This window comes from Vibrio limimangrovi (assembly GCF_054064025.1).
This window is the reverse complement of the sequence record NZ_JBSUGF010000007.1, coordinates 366,614-384,205: the sequence shown is the minus strand read 5'-3', so window position 1 is coordinate 384,205 and position 17,592 is coordinate 366,614. Positions and strand designations below refer to the sequence as shown.

The window sequence follows — 17,592 nt, the reverse complement described above, 5'->3', positions numbered from 1 at the left end:
GATGTGACATACTTATAATCATACTCAAGTGATATGATCGACCATTAGAAATAGGAAATAGAATGAGAACTCTGGGCAACATCATCTGGTTTGTGTTGGGTGGCGTATTTATGGGATTGCTGTGGTGGTTTTTTGGCATTCTGGCTTTCATCAGCATTATCGGTATCCCTTGGGGGAGAGCGTGCTTCGTCATGGGTAATTTTTCTTTTTTCCCATTCGGAAAAGAAGCCATTTCACGTGATGAATTGACCAATGAGATGGACATCGGCACCAGTCCACTTGGAGTGATAGGTAATGTAATTTGGTTTGTGTTTGCAGGAATCTGGTTGGCAATTGGTCATGTGATTTCCGCCGTAGCGTGTTTTGTTACCATCATTGGTATTCCGTTTGCTCTTCAGCACCTGAAACTAGCGGTTATTTCCCTCGCTCCAATTGGCAAAACCGTGGTATCTAAAGAAGAAGCCGCAATGGCACGCTTCAACATTAATCGATAATTCTTGCTATCCTCTGGGAGATTTTTCTCAGAGGGTAACCCCTGTCAAAAGTAAGCCGATTATCGCTACAGCGTACTCAATTATTATTGATTGTATATTCATATCGTCGCCTAATATTTGAAATTAATGCCTAGACCACTACTGACTTCCTCGTTTTAGTTATAAAAATCAAAGATAGTTAATTTCTAAATGTTAATGAAACGGTAGCTAAACCTCGCCTGTAGCTTACTGTTCCGACCCTCCCACATGTGCTGGTTTTCTAAAAGCCGAACTATAAGCGTAGTAAAGATCTTCGTGGATCGTGGAGATTTAGGCACCAAAAAGGAGAGTTGTTGCCTTTGCACTGTCTATTTTTCTGCAAAGAGAATGACTTAAAAATGCTATTTTTTTGACGACAAGAAAGTTTAAGAGCAGAAGCTCATAGCAATTTGCTCTCTTGATGAAGACTCTGCCAATCAGGAAAGATTAGAACTCGCGGTTCATTCTTTCCAGGCAAGTAAGAAAAGTGGATTGTTGATCCGGATTTATATGTCGAGTCAAATCACGAACTAAATCAAGATGTAACTGATTGTGATGCCGATGAATAACTTCACCATCTGGCGTCAATTTAACCACAATTGCACGGCGATCTTCTGGGTGAGGGCAACGTTCGATCAAATTTGCATTCACTAGTTTTTCAATCTGAACCGTCAATGTGCCTGTTGTTATCCCAAGTTTTTCTGCCAGCTCTTTCATGCGCAAAGTACCATGGCTACCCAGCACTTCAATCGTATGAACCTGAGCCAGTGAATACCCCGTTTCTTTCACCACTGACTGTTCCCACGACGACATTTTGTCGTAGAACTCAGTCAGCATTTGATTCAGTTTTTCTAATTCGCTCATTGTTTAATCGTTTTGCACTTCGAGAGTAAGATGATGAATCTTATCAAACTTACTCAATAATTGCTTAAATTCAGTTAGCGTTTTATCGCTGTGATTACGTATCGCGATCGCCGCTGAATAGTGATGACCACTGATTTTCCAAACATGAAGATCCACGACTTCAGCGTAAGGTTCTAGCGTAGCTTGAATATCAGTTCGGTACTGTTTATCAATGCTTTCATCCAATAAAACCGGCGCTGTTTGCTTCATTAAACCAAGCGTCCACTTCGCAATCACTAGTGATCCAACCATACCCATGGCTGCATCCAGCCAAATCCATCCATAAAACTTACCGATAATAAGCGCAATGATGGCAAGCAGTGAAGTTAGTGTATCAGCGAGGACGTGGAAGTACGCCGCGGCCAGATTATGATCGTGGTGGTGATCATGATGATGATCGTGATGTTCATCATGGGGGTGATCATGCCCATGATGGTGATGATCCTGAAGTAGCAGCATGCTCGCCAAGTTAACCACCAGACCTATGACCGCCACCAAAATGGCTTCATTAAATTGAATGCTTTCAGGATTGAATAAACGGTGTACGGATTCAACCATCATCATCAGTGCGACCATCCCAAGCGCAATTGCACTGGTGAAGCCGCCTAGCACGCTGACTTTCCCTGTACCAAATGAGAATCGCTGACTATTCGCATGTTGCTTTGCATAACGATAGGCAAACAGAGTGATACAAAAAGCAGCAGCATGGGTTCCCATGTGCCAGCCATCCGCCAGCAATGCCATCGAGCCAAATAATGTCCCTGCACTGATCTCTACTATCATAGTAACAAGCGTGAGAACGAGTACGTAAAAGGTTCGCTTTTCACCTTTGTGGTTATGTGACACAAAATCGTGTGTATGTTGCGATACAGCCATTACTTGACCTTTCATCCTGAATACTTTCGTTTGATTATCAAAATATTTGATTAAAATTTAGTTTGATAATCAAACATTGTCAACACATAAAACATTCTAAATGAGATCGTGCCTTTGATACTGGCTTGGGAATTAGTCTCTATTACGTTAAGCTGAAGAACTTCCAATGTGATCGACGAGCGACGGAAAACGACGATGAAACAACTAGGTACTCGAGCACTGATTGTTGAAGGAGGCGCAATGCGTGGCGTCTTTTCTTGCGGCATTCTTGATCACTTTTTAGAACAAAACTTCTCTCCATTCGATACTTTTTGGGGCGTGTCAGCTGGTGCCAGTAACTTAGCAGCCTATCTGGCAAAAATGCCGGGAAGGAACCTGAAAATCTATCTCGACTACAGCCTGCGTAAAGAGTTTATTACGCCTTACCGTCTATTTTTCGGTGGCGACATGATGGATCTGGACTGGATGTGGAAAGTCACACTCGCTGAGCTTGGTATCGATAAAGAGGTTTTACAAGCCGATTCGCGACCTTTCTTTTTGGGTGTAACTCGACAAGATACGGGCCAAGCAGAATACTTGACGCCGGACGTCGAAATGCTTGCCGAAACAATGAAAGCCAGTAGCGCTCTACCTATCCTGTATCGCAACGGCGTGCTACTCAACGGTACTCGATATGTCGACGGTGGTGTGGCAGATGCGATACCCATTGCGGAGGCTATTAGACGCGGCGCCACTAAAATTATGGTGTTGCGCAGCCGGCCTGCCAGTTATCGAAAATCAAAAGCCAAGTTCAGTTCCATCACCAAAAGAATGCTGAGAGATACTCCAGCTCTTATTGAGCCCATGCTGACACGGGATTTGCGTTACAACCAAGCCTTATCAATTATTGATAATCCACCAGACGGGGTGGAAGTCATTCAGATTTGTCCGCCTGAAACATTCAAACTTAAGCGGTTAAGCCGATCACCAGAACCACTGCGTACTGCCTATGTCCTTGGAATTGAGGCTGGTAAAGAAGCCATTGTACGCTGGCAGCGCCTCTAAATATTTTCACTCCACCAAGAAAAAAGCCACACCTCTCGGTATGGCTAACGCAAATTCGATGGCAGTGGATTATCTTATTTGCTTTACAGTGAGCCCAACAGCCAGGCTCCAATTCTTTTCTTGATAATTTACAACCAATGGGCGTATAGCCTAATAGGTCTCAAACAATCCAGCATTGTAGTCTTGGATTGCTTGTTCGATTTCTTCAATGCTGTTCATAACAAATGGGCCGTAATGAACCACTGGCTCGTTAATTGGTTCCCCAATGAATAACAATACACCGCTTTCCTCGTTTGCTGTCAGCACTACTGTTTCACCCTTAGACAAGAGAGCCATTTCCCCTTGTCTTATCGCACGTTTCTGGTTCTCAATACCGCCTTGATAAACATATACCATCATGTTGTGATCTGGCTTTGTCACAAGCGTAATAGTTTCACCTTCATGCGGTCGCCAATCAGCGACTGTGGCCTCAACACCTGTTTTCGTCAGCGGCCCTACTACATTGTTGTCATTGATATTCAACTCGCCGGCAATAATACGAACCAGACCTGCTTCTTTATCATCAACTTCGGTGATCGTTTCCGGCTGAAAATCATGATACTGAGCTGGTTGCATCTTGTTTTTAGCGGGCTGGTTAATCCAAATCTGAAAACCATGTAGCTCACCGTCTTGCATGATTGGCATTTCACTGTGAATCACACCACGTCCAGCGGCCATCCATTGGGCACCACCAGAACGAAGTTCACCAACATTGTTCATATGATCACGATGCTGAAAGTGCCCCTTCATCATATAAGTCAGAGTTTCTATCCCACGATGTGGGTGAGGAGGAAAACCGCCGATATAATCAGCCCGGTCATCTGATTTCAGCTCATCCATCATCAGAAACGGTGAAAAACTGACGTTATTGAACCCTGCTACTCGGCGAATTTTAACGCCGTCTCCATCCGCAGTCGGCTGAGAAGGAATCAACTGACGAATTTCTCTTACTGTGCCCATAATCTTGCTCCTCGTGCGCCTATACGCAGAACTACCAAACAGATCTGCATTCATTCGCTTTCGACATGTTCATATTGTAGATTGAATAAAAATAATAATGACCAGAAGCAGTTGAGCTACTTATTCAAATTTTTCGAACAACAACTTAAACTATGCCAAGTTCCAGCAGAGCAGCGCTACGGTTGTTGTCTGGTCTGGGAAAGCATGATCGATGACAAAATCAAATAACTTACGGATAAGATGAAAATAAATGTAGCTATTTTTTTAACTCGGTGTATAGTGACCCTTGGCTCATATAGTAGAGCTGTTAATGCAACATTTAGTTTAAGTTTCCTCTCAGTAAAATCTTGAATCTCAAATTCAGACACCTGCGTACAACTTCCTCTTGATTGAACATTCAATAGCTTAAAAAAGATCCACCCAATAATTCATGTTTTGATACAGAGGTATTTATGTCTGGTAAAGTAACTGGTTCAGTAAAATGGTTTAACGAAACTAAAGGCTTTGGTTTCCTATCTCAAGACAACGGCGGCCAAGATGTATTCGTACACTTCAACGCTATTGTAGCTGACGGTTTCAAAACTCTGACTGAAGGTCAGAAAGTAAGCTTCAACGTAGAGCAAGGTAAAAAAGGTCCTCAAGCGACTGAAGTTACTCCTCTATAAGACTGCTTTTCTTGGTGTAGCATCTTCATGCTGCACCAAATTTCTCCCCCTTCAAAATACACCTCCTCACATGTATTCAGCCAAATAAATAATGGCTTAGCGTAGTGCTGCCTAAAATAAGTTTGGCAGTACTGTTTTATATTTTATTAATCTCAGGAAAATATTATGTCCTCAAGAAGAACAAGCCGTCAAAGGCATTGGTATCAACTACTTAGCAAAGATAAAATCGTAAAGAAACAGGAGAATAAATGTTAGATATAGAGTTTATTTTAGAAAACCCTCAAACCACTTGGAACGCCAGAATACATCAACTTAATGGTGATATTTTAAGGCGGCATATATTACCAAAACTGCAATCCACCAGTATTTTCATTGAATTTAACTATTGTGAACAAGCCTGTGAAGGTACGATTCTGAGTGAATCAGGATCAAAGTTAGGTCACTTTATTGTCAAATAGTACGATTTAATACGCCGACAATACTAATAATTACTTTGGAGCAATATTTTATGGATAGAAAAAGTAAAAGCCAGATTGAGAAAGAAAAGAAAGAGTCTGAACAACTTATAACAGCGGCAAAACAAAAGACCCGACGTCGTATTGAAGATATTATGGAGCAAAGAGAGTTCGATAAGTTATTTGACCTCTAAGTGCAACTGCTTCGGTTTCTTGCTTCATGTCCATGTGTAAGGTAACGCCACCTGCCTTCCACTTACATGATTATCCCCTTAAACTTATCCATTCAATACCACTTTTTCTTACTGATAAATCAGACCAACGCGTAGATATTCATACGTCTAATTAGCGACAAGATTGTCGAATCTCCAATACCAAATACCAACACACCCTAGTCAAATTGATATTTTTGCGTATAATTGCGACCGTTTGCTTCGTATAACCCCAATGATATGGTTTGGGGGTCTCTACCAGCTCCCGCAAAGTGCTGATTACGAAGAGTTGAGATCACGGTGTATCTTACTCTTTGTAATAGCGTTCGACTTATTTCCATCTATACCTATTCTTAGAGTAACTGCATCCATAATACACAAAAGGTGGAATATGAACGCATTTATTCAAGGTCTTCCAAAAGTAGAGTTGCACTTACATATCGAAGGATCACTCGAGCCAGAACTCATGTTCAAATTGGCAAAACGTAACGGCATTGATATCCCATATTCATCACCAAGTGAGTTACGACAAGCGTACCAGTTCGAAGATTTGCAGTCGTTTCTTGACCTTTACTATCAGGGTGCTGATGCATTACGTACTGAACAAGATTTTTACGATCTAACCTGGGAATATTTAGAGCGCTGCAAAACAGACAATGTCATCCATACAGAGATCTTTTTCGATCCACAAACACATACTGATCGCGGTATTGATTTTGATACCGTCATTAATGGTATTGAACGCGCTCTAAAAGACGGACGAGAAAAGCTCGGCATCACTTCACAAATCATTGCATGTTTCCTTCGCCATCTTTCTGAAGAGAGTGCGACGGAAACCCTTAAGTCTATCCTCAAACATCGCGACAAAATTATTGGCGTCGGACTCGATTCATCAGAAAAAGGCAATCCACCAGCCAAATTCAAGCATGTATTTCAGCAGGCTAAGGAGGCAGGGTTACTTACCGTTGCACACGCAGGAGAAGAAGGCCCGGCACAAAATATTTCAGATGCGATTGAAATGCTGGCGGTGAGTCGTGTTGACCATGGAGTTCGCTGTGTAGAAGATGAAACATTAGTTGCATCGCTAATTGAAAGCAAAATGCCGCTGACGGTTTGCCCTCTATCAAACATAAAACTGTGTGTCTTTGATGACATGAAACATCACAATATCGTAGAGCTCCTACGCAAAGGCGTTGCCGTAACGATCAACTCTGACGATCCGGCCTACTTTGGTGGCTATATGACAGATAATTTCCTGGCCGTGAGTCAAGCTCATCCAATGAGCCACGCAGAGTTAGCCGAGTTTACCCTTAACGCGATTGACGCAAGCTTTATTGATAGTGAAATGAAAGCCAATTATCGTTCGCAAGTTGAGCAATACGTTGAGCAATACGTTGAGCATCACTCTACGTTATAAATATTGAGTCCAATCTGGATTAACACAGGAATCACAGGGTTACGCCTGAGGAATTTTACAAATATGTTCATAAATGAGCAGACTACTTGGCTATACCCTTACAAACCCTCTGTGGTTAATGTTGAACTTAAGCGCTAGACTGACTTAGATTAAGTAACGAATCACAAAAGGAAGACAATCATGATTCAACAAGGTCAAACACTACCTTCTGCGACACTTAGTGAGCTAACTGCCGATGGCATGGTAAACCACGACGTAGCAGAGCTATTTGCAAACAAAAAAGTAGTGTTGTTCGCTGTACCAGGCGCATTCACTCCAACTTGTTCAGAAGCACATTTACCTGGTTATGTTGTACTGGCTGACCAGCTAAAAGCAAAAGGCGTTGATCTCATTGCATGTGTCGCAACAAATGACGCATTTGTTATGCACGCATGGGGTGAAGCTCAAAATGCCTCTGAGATTAAGATGTTAGGTGACGGCGACGCGAGCTTTACTAAAGCACTAGGTCTGGAAATGGATACAGCTGGTTTTGGCGGTATTCGCTCACAGCGCTATGCAATGATTATTGATAACGGTGTTGTTACTACGCTAAATGTTGAAGCACCGCAAAAATTTGAAGTAAGTAACGCAGAAACTATTCTGGCTGCTCTTTAAATATAAAAACATCGCCCCGACATAGATTGGGGCGATGTTTTATTAATCCAATTTAACGACTTAAAGGATATCGTCGAGTGATTGCTAGCAGCAATGTCATCAACAATAAGTACATGTAATCGAGAGAACCACCGCTACTATCGGCGCTGTCGTCACATCCAAAAATAACATAGTCACCCTCAATAGATGTTTCACACTCTTCAGTGACAGTCACTTCTTCATCGTCGGTAACAGAATCACCTTCTTCATCAGTAGCAGTATCATCGTCTTCTTCTGCAATAACGAGAAAATCAGGCTTGGTGATCACAGCTTCAGGCGGTTCGTCACTGCTAATGTACGAGTCTATCCATTCCGTGTAATACGATACGTTGGTGTACCAAGTTGGCAAGGTAATCGAGCTACAAACGCTATTAATGATAGGTCCTGCGCTGATAATACCGACTTGGGTAAAGCCAGTACCCTCTGCATTACTTAATAGCAAAGGACCACCCGTGTCTCCAACACAAGCACCGTTACCGTATATATTATCTCCACTACCACCAACAATTGCTGTAGGTAATGTGCAAAGCTTCGTAAGATCAAGAGGAGATGAGATATATTTGGGTAGATCTTCCGCAGACTCAAGACGTTCATAACACAAAGGCACAGGATAATACGACACGTCCGTATCTAGTAAGACCCCACCATCAGTCCCCCAACCCGCGACTTTTACATTAGGTTTTGGGTCTGCGGAGTCCCACTCATCAACTAAATTAGACAACCTAATATCACTGTCTGAGTCACCTAAGCTTACCGTACCGACAAGACTAGCAGGAAAATCGCGCTCCACATAAAGTAAAGCAAGATCATTCTGGTAGGCTGTTGATTCGAGAACCGTCAACCCGATTTCATCCGTTGTCACTGAGTTCACAGGATAATAATCTGGGTGTATCACAACGTGAGTGACCTTATATATGTCAGATATCTCAACTTGAGACAAATCTGCCTTACCCGCCGTTACCGATATTTCTTTAGGTTTGGCAACATCATAAAGCGTAAACACGTCAGGGTTCGAGTTACTATCTTCCAAACTAGCGTCAGATGCGACTAAACAATGGGCAGCAGTCAACACCCAGCGATCACCTACAATGGTTCCCCCACATGAATGATCCTCTGCAAATATACTGGCACGAACAGAGGCTAAAAAAGAAAACTCTTCCTCAAATGCCTGTTGTGATACTGGGACATCGTCCTCTGTAACCACAACCGCATACGTTGGCACACTAATCAAAAGTGAGGCAAATAGCGGTGCCCATTTGTTTCTCATACACTTCCCTCCTTGGGTAAACAAAGCTGACTGAGTATGGAGGATAACGCTAGATAGGCACCTACACACTTAGACATCACTTGCACATTATAGGCACTTGTTCCAAGATAATCTGCAACTTATGTTGTAAAACAAAAATTATGGGACATGATTCTAAAGTTTAAGAAATCGTTGCCATTCTCACACAAAGGTGTGAGCGATGATCTCGTCAAAGGGTGAAAATACACTAATAAAATCAACGTTTAAAAACTGAGTATCAAGCATTGACTTAAAAATAAGTGAAATGCAGTCTAGTGCAATGAATGAAAACTATAGAAAATAAAAAACGTCCGCACACAGGCAGGTTAAAAAACACTTGTGCGGACAGAATAGAAAAGCCAGTCCATATTGCTATGAACTGAAAATTAGGGGGCAATGAAAATCTATTAACCATGATTTCCAATGGCTCTTATGTTACGTGCCTTTTTATTCGTATTGTTAATTCTTCGTCAAGAATAATATGGCCTCATTGAGTTGAATCTATATGGGTACTTTTATTAAATGAGGTTTAAAATAAAATCAAAAAGATAATATAAATACATTAATTTCATTTATGTCAGAACATAATTTGATTTATATTATTGCCTTTGAACATCTGATCTTAATAAAAATATTTATCAGTACAAAAACAAACAACGCCCCCAAACAATGCGCACAAAAAAGTGCGCAAATATTTAGTGGGATATTGGGGTAATAATTAAGGTTTGAGTTTCAGAACATCATCAATATCTTGTGCACTATGGCGCTCCGCAACAAACTCACCTTCTTCGCCCCAAGTTCGGTTAACAATACGACCGCGTTTTACTGCTTCACGCTCATCAATGCTTTTTGCCCAACGAACAACATTTTTGTAGCTATTCACATCTAAAAACTCAGCTGCATCATATGAGCGACCTAAAACAAGGTTGCCATACCAAGGCCAAGTGGCCATATCTGCAATGCTGTATTCTTCACCACCTAAGAACTCATTGTTTGCTAAGCGCTTGTCCAATACGTCCAACTGGCGCTTCGCTTCCATTGCAAAGCGGTTGATTGGGTATTCAAACTTCTCAGGTGCATAAGCATAGAAATGACCAAAGCCACCACCAAGATATGGTGCCGAACCTTGCAACCAGAATAGCCAGTTCATCACTTCCGCTCGTTTAGCTCCATCTTTAGGTAGAAACAAACCAAACTTTTCCGCTAAATAAAAAAGAATATTGCCTGATTCAAATACGTTAACTGGCTCCTTTCCGGAACGGTCTACTAATCCTGGAATTTTTGAGTTCGGGTTTACCGCAACAAATCCGGAACCAAACTGGTCGCCTTCACCAATCTTAATCAAATACGCATCGTACTCGGCCTCTTTCACGCCTGCGGCCAGCAGTTCTTCAAACATGATGGTAACCTTTTGACCATTAGGTGTGCCCATGGAATAAAGCTGGAATGGATGTTCACCAACTGGCAACTCTTGCTCATGACGAACGCCTGAATCTGGGCGATTGATGCTCGCCCATTGGCCGCCATTTTCATTGTCGTTTGTCCAAACTCTTGGTGGTATGTACTCGTTTGACATTATTATTCCTTATCGTGTTTGAATGTGCCTTTGGCTGATTAACTTACTGTGTCAGCAACAATGCAGAGATTGCTCTAACACTAAATGAAGGGTGTTAATAAGAATATTAGGCCGAAATCATCAAATAAAAGTCCCCTAACCTCAAATGATTAGAACCTTTGGTTATGGGTATTTCTTTCGCGATATAAGAAATAAAAATGGAAAAGATCGCTTGGAAGCAAGAAAGTCGCCCCAGAGATAGGGGCGACGAGTTTTAACTATAAGACTAAACCACCATCTATTTTTAGGACTTGTCCCGTAATAAATTCACTCTTATCAGATGCTAAAAAGGCAACGCCATTTGCTATGTCTCTAACTGAGCCCATGCGCCCTAATGGTGTTTTACCTTCCATCATTTTTATCACTTTTTCAGGCAGATCTTTGGTCATATCGGTCACAATGAACCCAGGGGCGACACAGTTAACACGTATCTGCGCACCTTTCCGGGCAAGCTCTTTCGCCCATCCTTTGCTCATTGATATCACTCCACCTTTACTTGCCGCATAGTTACTCTGACCGATGTTGCCGTCAGTGCCGACAATGGAAGAGATATTAACGATACTTCCGGAGCCTTGATTTAGCATTACAGGTGCGACGCTCTGCGTAAGCAAAAATACCGCTTTAAGGTTAACGTCAATCACACTGTCCCAATCTTTCTCCAGCATATCCTGAAGTAAAGCATCTCTCGTGATACCAGCGTTGTTAACCAGTACATCAATACGATGGTGTTGTTTAATAATACTATCGACTACTTCATTGACCCCTTTGGAGTCACACAGGTTAACTTGATAACTCGAGAGTTGTGACGACACTCCCCACTCAACCGGGGAGATATCTAACCCGATGACATAAAAGCCATCTTCCAATAGTTGCTCACAAATCGCTCGTCCAATACCGCGAGCGGCACCCGTGACAATGGCTACTTTGTCATGTTTCATCTTGGTGGTCCTTAATTACAGAGGATACAAACTGCGCTTAAACGCTTATTTTTGTATCCTCTTCAGCTTCTCGTTCTAGCACGCCTTTGCGTTGCTTATAAAACTATAGATAAATTCTCTGCGCGAGATGTGAGCAAACCGATACAAATAAGTATTATTTTCTCGCCTCGCCTACTCATTGAAACTTTTTCGCTCCATTTTTCTATATAATTTCATACACTCGTAGCCAGAGCATTAACCCAACGTTGAGCATTGTACGTAAAATCGAATAACGTTCATCTCAAAATAGATCTCGGGATTTCAGTATGTTGAATATGAATTTTTCTCAACGCGTTGTCATTAACACCGCTGAGCAAGAATGGGTCGCAAGCCCCGCATCAGGCGTTTGGCGTAAACCGTTAGAGCGTGAAGCGAAAGAATCCGGACACACGACCAGTATTGTAAAATATGATGCTGGATCACGCTTTGCTACCCATTATCATCCTATCGGTGAGGAGATTTTGGTGCTCGAAGGCGTATTTTCCGATGAAAACGGTGACTATCCAGCGGGTACTTACATACGAAATCCTCCAGGTAGTCATCATGCCCCTTTTAGCAAAGAGGGTTGTGTCATTCTGGTAAAACTCAATCAATTTGATCTTCAGGATCTCAACACAGTGCGTACCAATATCAATACAGGTGAGTGGCTTCCGGGCTTAGGTGGGTTACAAGTCATGCCTCTTCATGAGTTTGAACAAGAACATGTTGCGCTGGTGAAATGGCCTAAAGGAGAGCGCTTTCAGCCACACCAGCATTTTGGTGGTGAAGAAATTTTTGTGTTATCTGGCGAGTTTAAAGATGAATTCGGAAGTTATCCCAAACACACGTGGCTACGGAATCCGCACATGAGTGAACACTTCCCTTTTGTGGAACAAGAAACGGTGATTTGGGTTAAGACGGGGCATCTGCCTTTAGGCTAACAGTCTCTCCAATAAAAGCGGCTCGTACACCCTGATACGAGCCGATACTCATTACCTTATCATGCCCCCATAATCTTGGAATGTAGCCAATCTTTTAATTCCGCACGATTATGTTTAAGCGTATTCATGGCCTGATCATCGATAGGGTTTCCTCGTAGTTCTAAGACGCGAATTTCTTTATCTAACGCGTTGTAGTTTCTAACGTTTTCAGCGAATGACATATCGTTTTCAGAAAGCTGAGCGATAGTATCCAGATGTTCTGGGAATTCATGAGTTAATGAGTGATTTTCACCTAACATATAAACCTCTTGATGGACTGTTGATGTATATGTTTTGCTTAATTTTTAAGCAGTGCACGGGTAAACATAGCATTCCAAAGACGAAGATAGCGTCGACTTGAGCACATTTTTGCTTACTCATAACCTAAAGAATACCGAAGTCCAGATCACGATTTCTCTCAGACTTAGCCAGCAAGTCAGTTCGCTAAAAAGTTCCCTCGTAAAAAATTATTTTTCATTTGAATCAACTTTCTACAGTAAGTGACTGTTTTTTCTTAGGCCTCAGCTAACGACAAAAGCAATACTCACGATAAGACATTGATGGTTCGAAAAGTAGCGTCTATCTTTCAGGAAAAGGCATCAACTTTGTAGCATTAATGCACTCTAATTCGGGCACTTTTTACAGTGTAAAAATGGAGTAACGCAAAGTGTCGAGGACGTAATTATTACAATGTAACCTGCTACGAAGAGTTGATCACAACCATTCTGAAAGTCGCGATACCAATCAGGCTGATTGGGAGATATACGTCAGCCGCTCGCGCTAAGATACAGAGGGGTTATCAGGATGAACACTCGAAGACTTAAAGGGCTTGTCATTATCGGCTTGTCCGCCCTATTTTCCTACTTTCCCGCTTATTTCGCATACGCTGCATCATCGCCAAATTGTAACAACATACTGGCGACCAACCGAACAGCTGTCTCACAAAAAATGTTGGTTCTACTCGGTGAGGACATCACTAAATCTAACCGTATTACGACCGTAGTTCCGACAGAAAAGAATCCGTTTGTAACCGAAGAATTGGTGTCAGTCGCCAACGACGTTTCACCGAATAGCCGCTATCCAAAACGAACGCTAAAAGACATCGAAAGACTTAGAGCGAATTTAGTTCAGGCAGCTAAAGAAGCGGAACGATTGAAAGGAACCTTTGAACTTGCATTGATCAGCCTTGTCGATGGCTACTGTCAGTTTTCTAGTAACAAAATGACCCAATACGCGAAAATAGATTTTGACCATTTAGAAGGCCTTATTCTTTATTCCATACCAGCGCTAATAGAGATGGCAGATCAATCTTACGCCTTAGCGAACAAACGGTCAGACAAACAACCGAGCGAATCGAACGAGACTAACAGGAACCGGCAACAACGCGAAGAAGGCGCGAGCACTGTTGCCGCTGCCAGCTATCAAAGCGACAACGTACTGGTGAAAGTTGAAGACTTCGACGGATCCAACGTGACTTTCTCTGTAACGAACATCGGTTCAGAAGGCGAACTGGAACCTCAGTTCAACACATTTAGCGCTTATCGAAATGAAAGCGGAAACCTTTTGTATAGACCAGAATCTCTGCTCAGTATTGAAGATAGTGATGGCAATAGTCTGCCAACAGTAGGGATCGCCGAGCTTTCTTCTCAAGGAGGTAAGCGTTTATCTATATCACCAGGAGAAACCCGAAAGTTCGTCACGCAGCTCATCACAAAAGCACCGGAACACGCCCAATTAAGTTTAGAGTTTCCGGCCAGAGCTCTGAATACCGAACGGTCTTTCTCATTATCATTTACCGACTTAATCGCCATAGCAACCGCGGACATAAACTAGTCCAACGAAAGAGCGATATTTCACTTCTCTCGAAAACAAGGCAGGCGCTACCAGCCTGCTTTGACTCATCGACTCACATTCTGAACGTAAGGGTGGTGTTTCTTTGTCCTCAAATAGATAGATACCTCAAACAGTGAACCGGTAAGTAGTAATCTCTGAATATCTGCGATAAAAAGTGTGATGGTAAGAATCGAGGGATAAAATTTGGCTACTAAGAATAAACTGATCCGCTATATCGCAACAGAAGTCTCTGATGTCTTTGATAAAGAAGATGCACTGGTCGCTCAGGTTCAATCCAACCAACTGTCGCAAGTGCTGCTACTGTGGCAAGTCAAAAGTCCAACCCTCGTCCTTCCAGCAGGAAATAAGTGGCCAGCATCAGAAGAGCTGAAATATGCGCTGGACGAATCCGGCTGGAAATTATTCTCACGCAAAACCGGTGGCGCTCCCGTTCCGCAGGTACCCGGTATTATTAATCTTTCTTATATCTATCACTGGCCGGATGGTCAGCCGTACGACATCAAAAAAGCCTATCTGGATTTATGTGCCATATTAACCGTTTTCTTCGAACGACTGGGTGTTAAAGTCGATGTTCACGCGACGCCATACTCGTACTGTGATGGTGAGTATAATTTGAATATTGGAGGGCAAAAAGTCGTCGGAACCGCACAACGTGTGTTACTTAAAAAAGGCGGAGGAAAAGTCGTCTTATCCCAGGCTTGCATTCTGATTGATACCAATGTCGACAAAATTGTTGAGCCAGTGCGACTGTGCAATCAACTTTGTGGTCACAGCGATGATATTCGAGGTGATGTTCACACACCACTATTCGAACACATCTCCGAGAGACCATCCGTCGACACCCTATTTCAACAACTGACCAGTGCGTTTCTGGAACATGCTAAACGCGCTTAACTTAAAAAAGAGCAAGATGTGATTTCTGCTCCGACGCTACATACCCGTTAGTAAGAATAGTCATTACGCTCACTAACGATATCAGAGAAGTACTCGATAAACTCAAACTGCATGCCGTGATCTTCCATATAATAGACATTCTTTCTGAAAGGGTGCTCATCACCGCGGTGGTCCAGCTCGTAACCTGCCTTACGTAGTCGTTCAATGAGTGCTTCTAGATTGGGAACCACAACCCCAACATGTTTGACGCCCGTAAATTGCGATGTCCAATGATTCGCATCACCCTTTCCTCCGGACGATATCGCAATATAGGAATGGTCGTCGCCAACGTGAAACCATTCAATAGGTCGACCAAACCAATTCTCAACTTTTCCGCCACCACGTACTTTCCACTCCGGGATTGCAGCCATCAAAAACTCAATGGTCTTTTGTGCATCTACAACAGAGATATTGGCGTGTTCAACATAAGTTTTCATTTCGTTTTCCTTCTCGCTTTCATGTGGTTACTAAACACTCTAGAACCTCAAGCTAAGTTGAGGTAAAGGTCAATTTAGACTCCGGTGTACAAAATGAGATGAAGATCAAATGCAGAATTAGTTGAAGATAGAGTACAAAAGCCTCAGAATGTCGCACTTTTCGCACCGAATATAATTTCGACGCGTTTTTATCCAACTCGACAATTGAGAATCATACATATGGGTTTTACCTCGTTAGGTCTATCTGCTCCAATCCTTAAAGCAATTCAGGAAAAAGGCTACGATACTCCTTCTCCAATTCAGGCTCAGGCAATTCCGGCAATATTGGAAGGGAAAGACGTCATGGCAGCAGCACAGACTGGCACAGGTAAAACGGCAGGCTTTACGCTGCCAATCCTAGAGCGTTTGTCGAGCGGACCTCGCGTTCGTAGTAATCACATTCGTGCGCTGATCCTAACGCCTACCCGTGAGCTTGCCGCTCAGGTACAGGAAAACGTCTTCATGTACGGCCGCCATCTTCCGCTTACGAGCGCCGTGGTATTTGGTGGTGTGAAGATCAATCCGCAAATGCTGCGCCTGCGTAAGGGTGCAGATGTGCTGGTCGCGACTCCAGGTCGTCTAATGGACCTTTATAACCAGAACGCGATTAAGTTCGACCAACTGGAAGTACTGGTGCTGGACGAAGCGGACCGTATGTTAGATATGGGCTTTATCCGCGACATTCGTAAGATCCTTGATTTGCTGCCAAAACAGCGTCAGAACCTACTGTTCTCAGCAACTTTCTCTGATGAGATTCGCGACCTTGCCAAAGGCTTGGTGAACAGCCCTGTAGAAATTTCTGTTAACCCGGCAAACTCTACAGCAAGAACTGTTGAACAATGCATTTACCCATCGGATGTTAAGAAGAAAGCACCGATGCTGGTGAAGCTAATTAAAGACGGTGACTGGAAACAGGTATTGGTATTCACACGCACAAAACACGGCGCAAACCGCTTGGCGAAGTTCCTGGTCGACCAAGATCTGCCAGCAGCAGCTATCCACGGCAACAAAAGCCAGGGTGCGCGTACCAAAGCACTGGCTGATTTTAAATCTGGTGAAATTCGAGTGTTGGTTGCGACCGACATCGCCGCTCGCGGTATTGATATCCCTCAGCTCCCTCAGGTGGTGAACTTTGAATTGCCAAAAGTTGCTGAAGACTATGTACACCGCATCGGTCGTACTGGTCGTGCGGGCGAAGTGGGCAAAGCGATCTCTTTGGTCTGTGCTCTTGAAGCGCCGGAGCTTTTTGCAATTGAGCGTCTAATCCAAGAACTACTCCCACGTAAGGAACTGCAAGGCTACGCGCCAACGAATGTGGTTCCGGAGTCAAAATTAGACACACGTCCGATTAAAGCTAAAAAGCCGAAGAAGCCTAAAAAACCAAAAGCAGAAGGTGATAATGCTCAGCCTACAGAGAAAAAGGCATCCACTGGTGCCGGTAAACCTAAGCGCCGCTTCAACGCTAACAATAGTGGCTCAAACCAAGGTGGAACAGGCAAGCCTAAAGGTAACCGCGAAGGCCAGGGTCGTGCAAACAGTAAACCGAATGGCAGCAAGCCAAACGGAAATAAAAGCGGTAATGCTGGTAAACCATCGGGAAACCGCAAACCGACAAATGCAAAACCAGCAGGCAATAAACCATCCGGACAACGTCGTCAGGCTCGTCCGCAACCGGTGAATTAAGCCACTAAGCTACCAGTCAGTTCGATTTAAAAAC

Annotated in this window: 19 protein-coding genes and 1 riboswitch; of the genes, 11 read left to right on the top strand and 8 right to left on the bottom strand. The window is 43.1% G+C overall.

All coding sequences use genetic code 11. The features are described 5' to 3' along the window. Nucleotides 1–62 precede the first annotated feature (62 nt). Nucleotides 63–494, top strand: a complete 432-nt coding sequence (locus ACWYU8_RS09430) for a YccF domain-containing protein (RefSeq protein WP_457519195.1) — start codon at nucleotides 63–65, stop codon at nucleotides 492–494. Nucleotides 495–959: 465 nt separating this feature from the next. On the opposite strand, the gene ACWYU8_RS09425 is transcribed toward ACWYU8_RS09430, so the two are convergent. Beyond that, nucleotides 960–1,376: a MarR family winged helix-turn-helix transcriptional regulator gene (locus ACWYU8_RS09425; RefSeq protein WP_457519194.1), complete on the bottom strand. Its 417-nt coding sequence runs from the start codon at nucleotides 1,374–1,376 to the stop codon at nucleotides 960–962. A gap of 3 nt (nucleotides 1,377–1,379) precedes the next feature. Continuing rightward, entirely contained in the window at nucleotides 1,380–2,291 is a 912-nt protein-coding gene (dmeF, locus tag ACWYU8_RS09420) for a CDF family Co(II)/Ni(II) efflux transporter DmeF (protein ID WP_457519568.1), read from the bottom strand. 195 nt (nucleotides 2,292–2,486) lie between these two features. Here dmeF and ACWYU8_RS09415 point away from each other — a divergent pair, with 195 nt between their 5' ends. Then, nucleotides 2,487–3,335 carry a patatin-like phospholipase family protein gene (locus ACWYU8_RS09415; protein WP_457519193.1) on the top strand — a complete coding sequence of 283 codons (849 nt, stop codon included), beginning with the start codon at nucleotides 2,487–2,489 and terminating at the stop codon, nucleotides 3,333–3,335. Between the two features lie 150 nt (nucleotides 3,336–3,485). On the opposite strand, the gene ACWYU8_RS09410 is transcribed toward ACWYU8_RS09415, so the two are convergent. Next, entirely contained in the window at nucleotides 3,486–4,334 is an 849-nt protein-coding gene (locus tag ACWYU8_RS09410) for a pirin family protein (RefSeq protein WP_457519191.1), read from the bottom strand. A 452-nt stretch (nucleotides 4,335–4,786) separates the two neighbouring features. Between ACWYU8_RS09410 and cspE the strand changes: the two genes are divergently transcribed. The 5 genes from cspE to ACWYU8_RS09385 all read left to right on the top strand — a co-directional run bounded on the left by cspE (nucleotide 4,787) and on the right by ACWYU8_RS09385 (nucleotide 7,737). Then, nucleotides 4,787–4,999, top strand: a complete 213-nt coding sequence (gene cspE / locus ACWYU8_RS09405; protein WP_444493350.1) for a transcription antiterminator/RNA stability regulator CspE — start codon at nucleotides 4,787–4,789, stop codon at nucleotides 4,997–4,999. Nucleotides 5,000–5,247: 248 nt separating this feature from the next. Further along, the gene (locus ACWYU8_RS09400; RefSeq protein WP_457519188.1) at nucleotides 5,248–5,457 is read left to right on the top strand and encodes a hypothetical protein; all 210 of its coding nucleotides are present in this window, start codon (nucleotides 5,248–5,250) and stop codon (nucleotides 5,455–5,457) included. A 50-nt stretch (nucleotides 5,458–5,507) separates the two neighbouring features. Further along, entirely contained in the window at nucleotides 5,508–5,648 is a 141-nt protein-coding gene (locus tag ACWYU8_RS09395) for an adenosine deaminase (RefSeq protein WP_457519187.1), read from the top strand. A 220-nt stretch (nucleotides 5,649–5,868) separates the two neighbouring features. Continuing rightward, nucleotides 5,869–5,968, top strand: a riboswitch (purine riboswitch). Between the two features lie 89 nt (nucleotides 5,969–6,057). Continuing rightward, entirely contained in the window at nucleotides 6,058–7,083 is a 1,026-nt protein-coding gene (locus tag ACWYU8_RS09390; protein ID WP_457519185.1) for an adenosine deaminase, read from the top strand. Between the two features lie 180 nt (nucleotides 7,084–7,263). Beyond that, nucleotides 7,264–7,737 carry a redoxin family protein gene (locus tag ACWYU8_RS09385; RefSeq protein ID WP_457519183.1) on the top strand — a complete coding sequence of 158 codons (474 nt, stop codon included), beginning with the start codon at nucleotides 7,264–7,266 and terminating at the stop codon, nucleotides 7,735–7,737. Between the two features lie 52 nt (nucleotides 7,738–7,789). Here the strand turns inward: ACWYU8_RS09385 and ACWYU8_RS09380 are convergent, their stop codons facing one another. The 3 genes from ACWYU8_RS09380 to ACWYU8_RS09370 form a co-directional block, all read right to left on the bottom strand. After that, nucleotides 7,790–9,043 carry a S1 family peptidase gene (locus tag ACWYU8_RS09380; RefSeq protein ID WP_457519182.1) on the bottom strand — a complete coding sequence of 418 codons (1,254 nt, stop codon included), beginning with the start codon at nucleotides 9,041–9,043 and terminating at the stop codon, nucleotides 7,790–7,792. Nucleotides 9,044–9,779: 736 nt separating this feature from the next. Beyond that, nucleotides 9,780–10,637 carry a glutathione-dependent disulfide-bond oxidoreductase gene (yghU, locus tag ACWYU8_RS09375; protein WP_457519181.1) on the bottom strand — a complete coding sequence of 286 codons (858 nt, stop codon included), beginning with the start codon at nucleotides 10,635–10,637 and terminating at the stop codon, nucleotides 9,780–9,782. 257 nt (nucleotides 10,638–10,894) lie between these two features. Continuing rightward, the gene (locus ACWYU8_RS09370) at nucleotides 10,895–11,614 is read right to left on the bottom strand and encodes a beta-ketoacyl-ACP reductase (RefSeq protein WP_457519179.1); all 720 of its coding nucleotides are present in this window, start codon (nucleotides 11,612–11,614) and stop codon (nucleotides 10,895–10,897) included. A 305-nt stretch (nucleotides 11,615–11,919) separates the two neighbouring features. Here ACWYU8_RS09370 and ACWYU8_RS09365 point away from each other — a divergent pair, with 305 nt between their 5' ends. Next, entirely contained in the window at nucleotides 11,920–12,573 is a 654-nt protein-coding gene (locus ACWYU8_RS09365; protein WP_457519177.1) for a cupin domain-containing protein, read from the top strand. A 59-nt stretch (nucleotides 12,574–12,632) separates the two neighbouring features. On the opposite strand, the gene ACWYU8_RS09360 is transcribed toward ACWYU8_RS09365, so the two are convergent. Continuing rightward, entirely contained in the window at nucleotides 12,633–12,872 is a 240-nt protein-coding gene (locus ACWYU8_RS09360) for a YdcH family protein (RefSeq protein WP_457519175.1), read from the bottom strand. A 544-nt stretch (nucleotides 12,873–13,416) separates the two neighbouring features. Here ACWYU8_RS09360 and ACWYU8_RS09355 point away from each other — a divergent pair. Both ACWYU8_RS09355 and ACWYU8_RS09350 read left to right on the top strand, forming a co-directional pair. Continuing rightward, on the top strand, nucleotides 13,417–14,445 hold the full coding sequence (locus ACWYU8_RS09355) for a hypothetical protein (RefSeq protein WP_457519173.1): 1,029 nt from the start codon (nucleotides 13,417–13,419) through the stop codon (nucleotides 14,443–14,445). Nucleotides 14,446–14,649: 204 nt separating this feature from the next. Next, the gene (locus tag ACWYU8_RS09350) at nucleotides 14,650–15,360 is read left to right on the top strand and encodes a lipoate--protein ligase family protein (RefSeq protein WP_457519172.1); all 711 of its coding nucleotides are present in this window, start codon (nucleotides 14,650–14,652) and stop codon (nucleotides 15,358–15,360) included. A gap of 47 nt (nucleotides 15,361–15,407) precedes the next feature. Here ACWYU8_RS09350 and ACWYU8_RS09345 read toward each other — a convergent pair whose 3' ends face one another. Beyond that, nucleotides 15,408–15,836: a VOC family protein gene (locus ACWYU8_RS09345; RefSeq protein ID WP_457519169.1), complete on the bottom strand. Its 429-nt coding sequence runs from the start codon at nucleotides 15,834–15,836 to the stop codon at nucleotides 15,408–15,410. Between the two features lie 219 nt (nucleotides 15,837–16,055). On the opposite strand from ACWYU8_RS09345, the gene ACWYU8_RS09340 reads away from it, so the two are divergent. Next, entirely contained in the window at nucleotides 16,056–17,558 is a 1,503-nt protein-coding gene (locus tag ACWYU8_RS09340) for a DEAD/DEAH box helicase (protein WP_457519168.1), read from the top strand. Nucleotides 17,559–17,592 lie beyond the last annotated feature (34 nt).

Excerpts from the sequence above, each read along its gene's own strand:
- cspE (WP_444493350.1), top strand. The coding sequence starts at position 4,787 with ATGTCTGGTAAAGTAACTGGTTCAGTAAAATGGTTTAACGAAACTAAA.
- ACWYU8_RS09360 (WP_457519175.1), bottom strand. The coding sequence starts at position 12,872 with ATGTTAGGTGAAAATCACTCATTAACTCATGAATTCCCAGAACATCTG.
- ACWYU8_RS09345 (WP_457519169.1), bottom strand. The coding sequence starts at position 15,836 with ATGAAAACTTATGTTGAACACGCCAATATCTCTGTTGTAGATGCACAA.
- ACWYU8_RS09390 (WP_457519185.1), top strand. The coding sequence starts at position 6,058 with ATGAACGCATTTATTCAAGGTCTTCCAAAAGTAGAGTTGCACTTACAT.
- ACWYU8_RS09425 (WP_457519194.1), bottom strand. The coding sequence starts at position 1,376 with ATGAGCGAATTAGAAAAACTGAATCAAATGCTGACTGAGTTCTACGAC.
- dmeF (WP_457519568.1), bottom strand. The coding sequence starts at position 2,291 with ATGGCTGTATCGCAACATACACACGATTTTGTGTCACATAACCACAAA.
- ACWYU8_RS09340 (WP_457519168.1), top strand. The coding sequence starts at position 16,056 with ATGGGTTTTACCTCGTTAGGTCTATCTGCTCCAATCCTTAAAGCAATT.
- ACWYU8_RS09415 (WP_457519193.1), top strand. The coding sequence starts at position 2,487 with ATGAAACAACTAGGTACTCGAGCACTGATTGTTGAAGGAGGCGCAATG.
- ACWYU8_RS09385 (WP_457519183.1), top strand. The coding sequence starts at position 7,264 with ATGATTCAACAAGGTCAAACACTACCTTCTGCGACACTTAGTGAGCTA.
- ACWYU8_RS09370 (WP_457519179.1), bottom strand. The coding sequence starts at position 11,614 with ATGAAACATGACAAAGTAGCCATTGTCACGGGTGCCGCTCGCGGTATT.
- ACWYU8_RS09430 (WP_457519195.1), top strand. The coding sequence starts at position 63 with ATGAGAACTCTGGGCAACATCATCTGGTTTGTGTTGGGTGGCGTATTT.
- ACWYU8_RS09395 (WP_457519187.1), top strand. The coding sequence starts at position 5,508 with ATGGATAGAAAAAGTAAAAGCCAGATTGAGAAAGAAAAGAAAGAGTCT.
- ACWYU8_RS09355 (WP_457519173.1), top strand. The coding sequence starts at position 13,417 with ATGAACACTCGAAGACTTAAAGGGCTTGTCATTATCGGCTTGTCCGCC.
- ACWYU8_RS09400 (WP_457519188.1), top strand. The coding sequence starts at position 5,248 with ATGTTAGATATAGAGTTTATTTTAGAAAACCCTCAAACCACTTGGAAC.
- ACWYU8_RS09365 (WP_457519177.1), top strand. The coding sequence starts at position 11,920 with ATGTTGAATATGAATTTTTCTCAACGCGTTGTCATTAACACCGCTGAG.
- ACWYU8_RS09410 (WP_457519191.1), bottom strand. The coding sequence starts at position 4,334 with ATGGGCACAGTAAGAGAAATTCGTCAGTTGATTCCTTCTCAGCCGACT.
- yghU (WP_457519181.1), bottom strand. The coding sequence starts at position 10,637 with ATGTCAAACGAGTACATACCACCAAGAGTTTGGACAAACGACAATGAA.
- ACWYU8_RS09380 (WP_457519182.1), bottom strand. The coding sequence starts at position 9,043 with ATGAGAAACAAATGGGCACCGCTATTTGCCTCACTTTTGATTAGTGTG.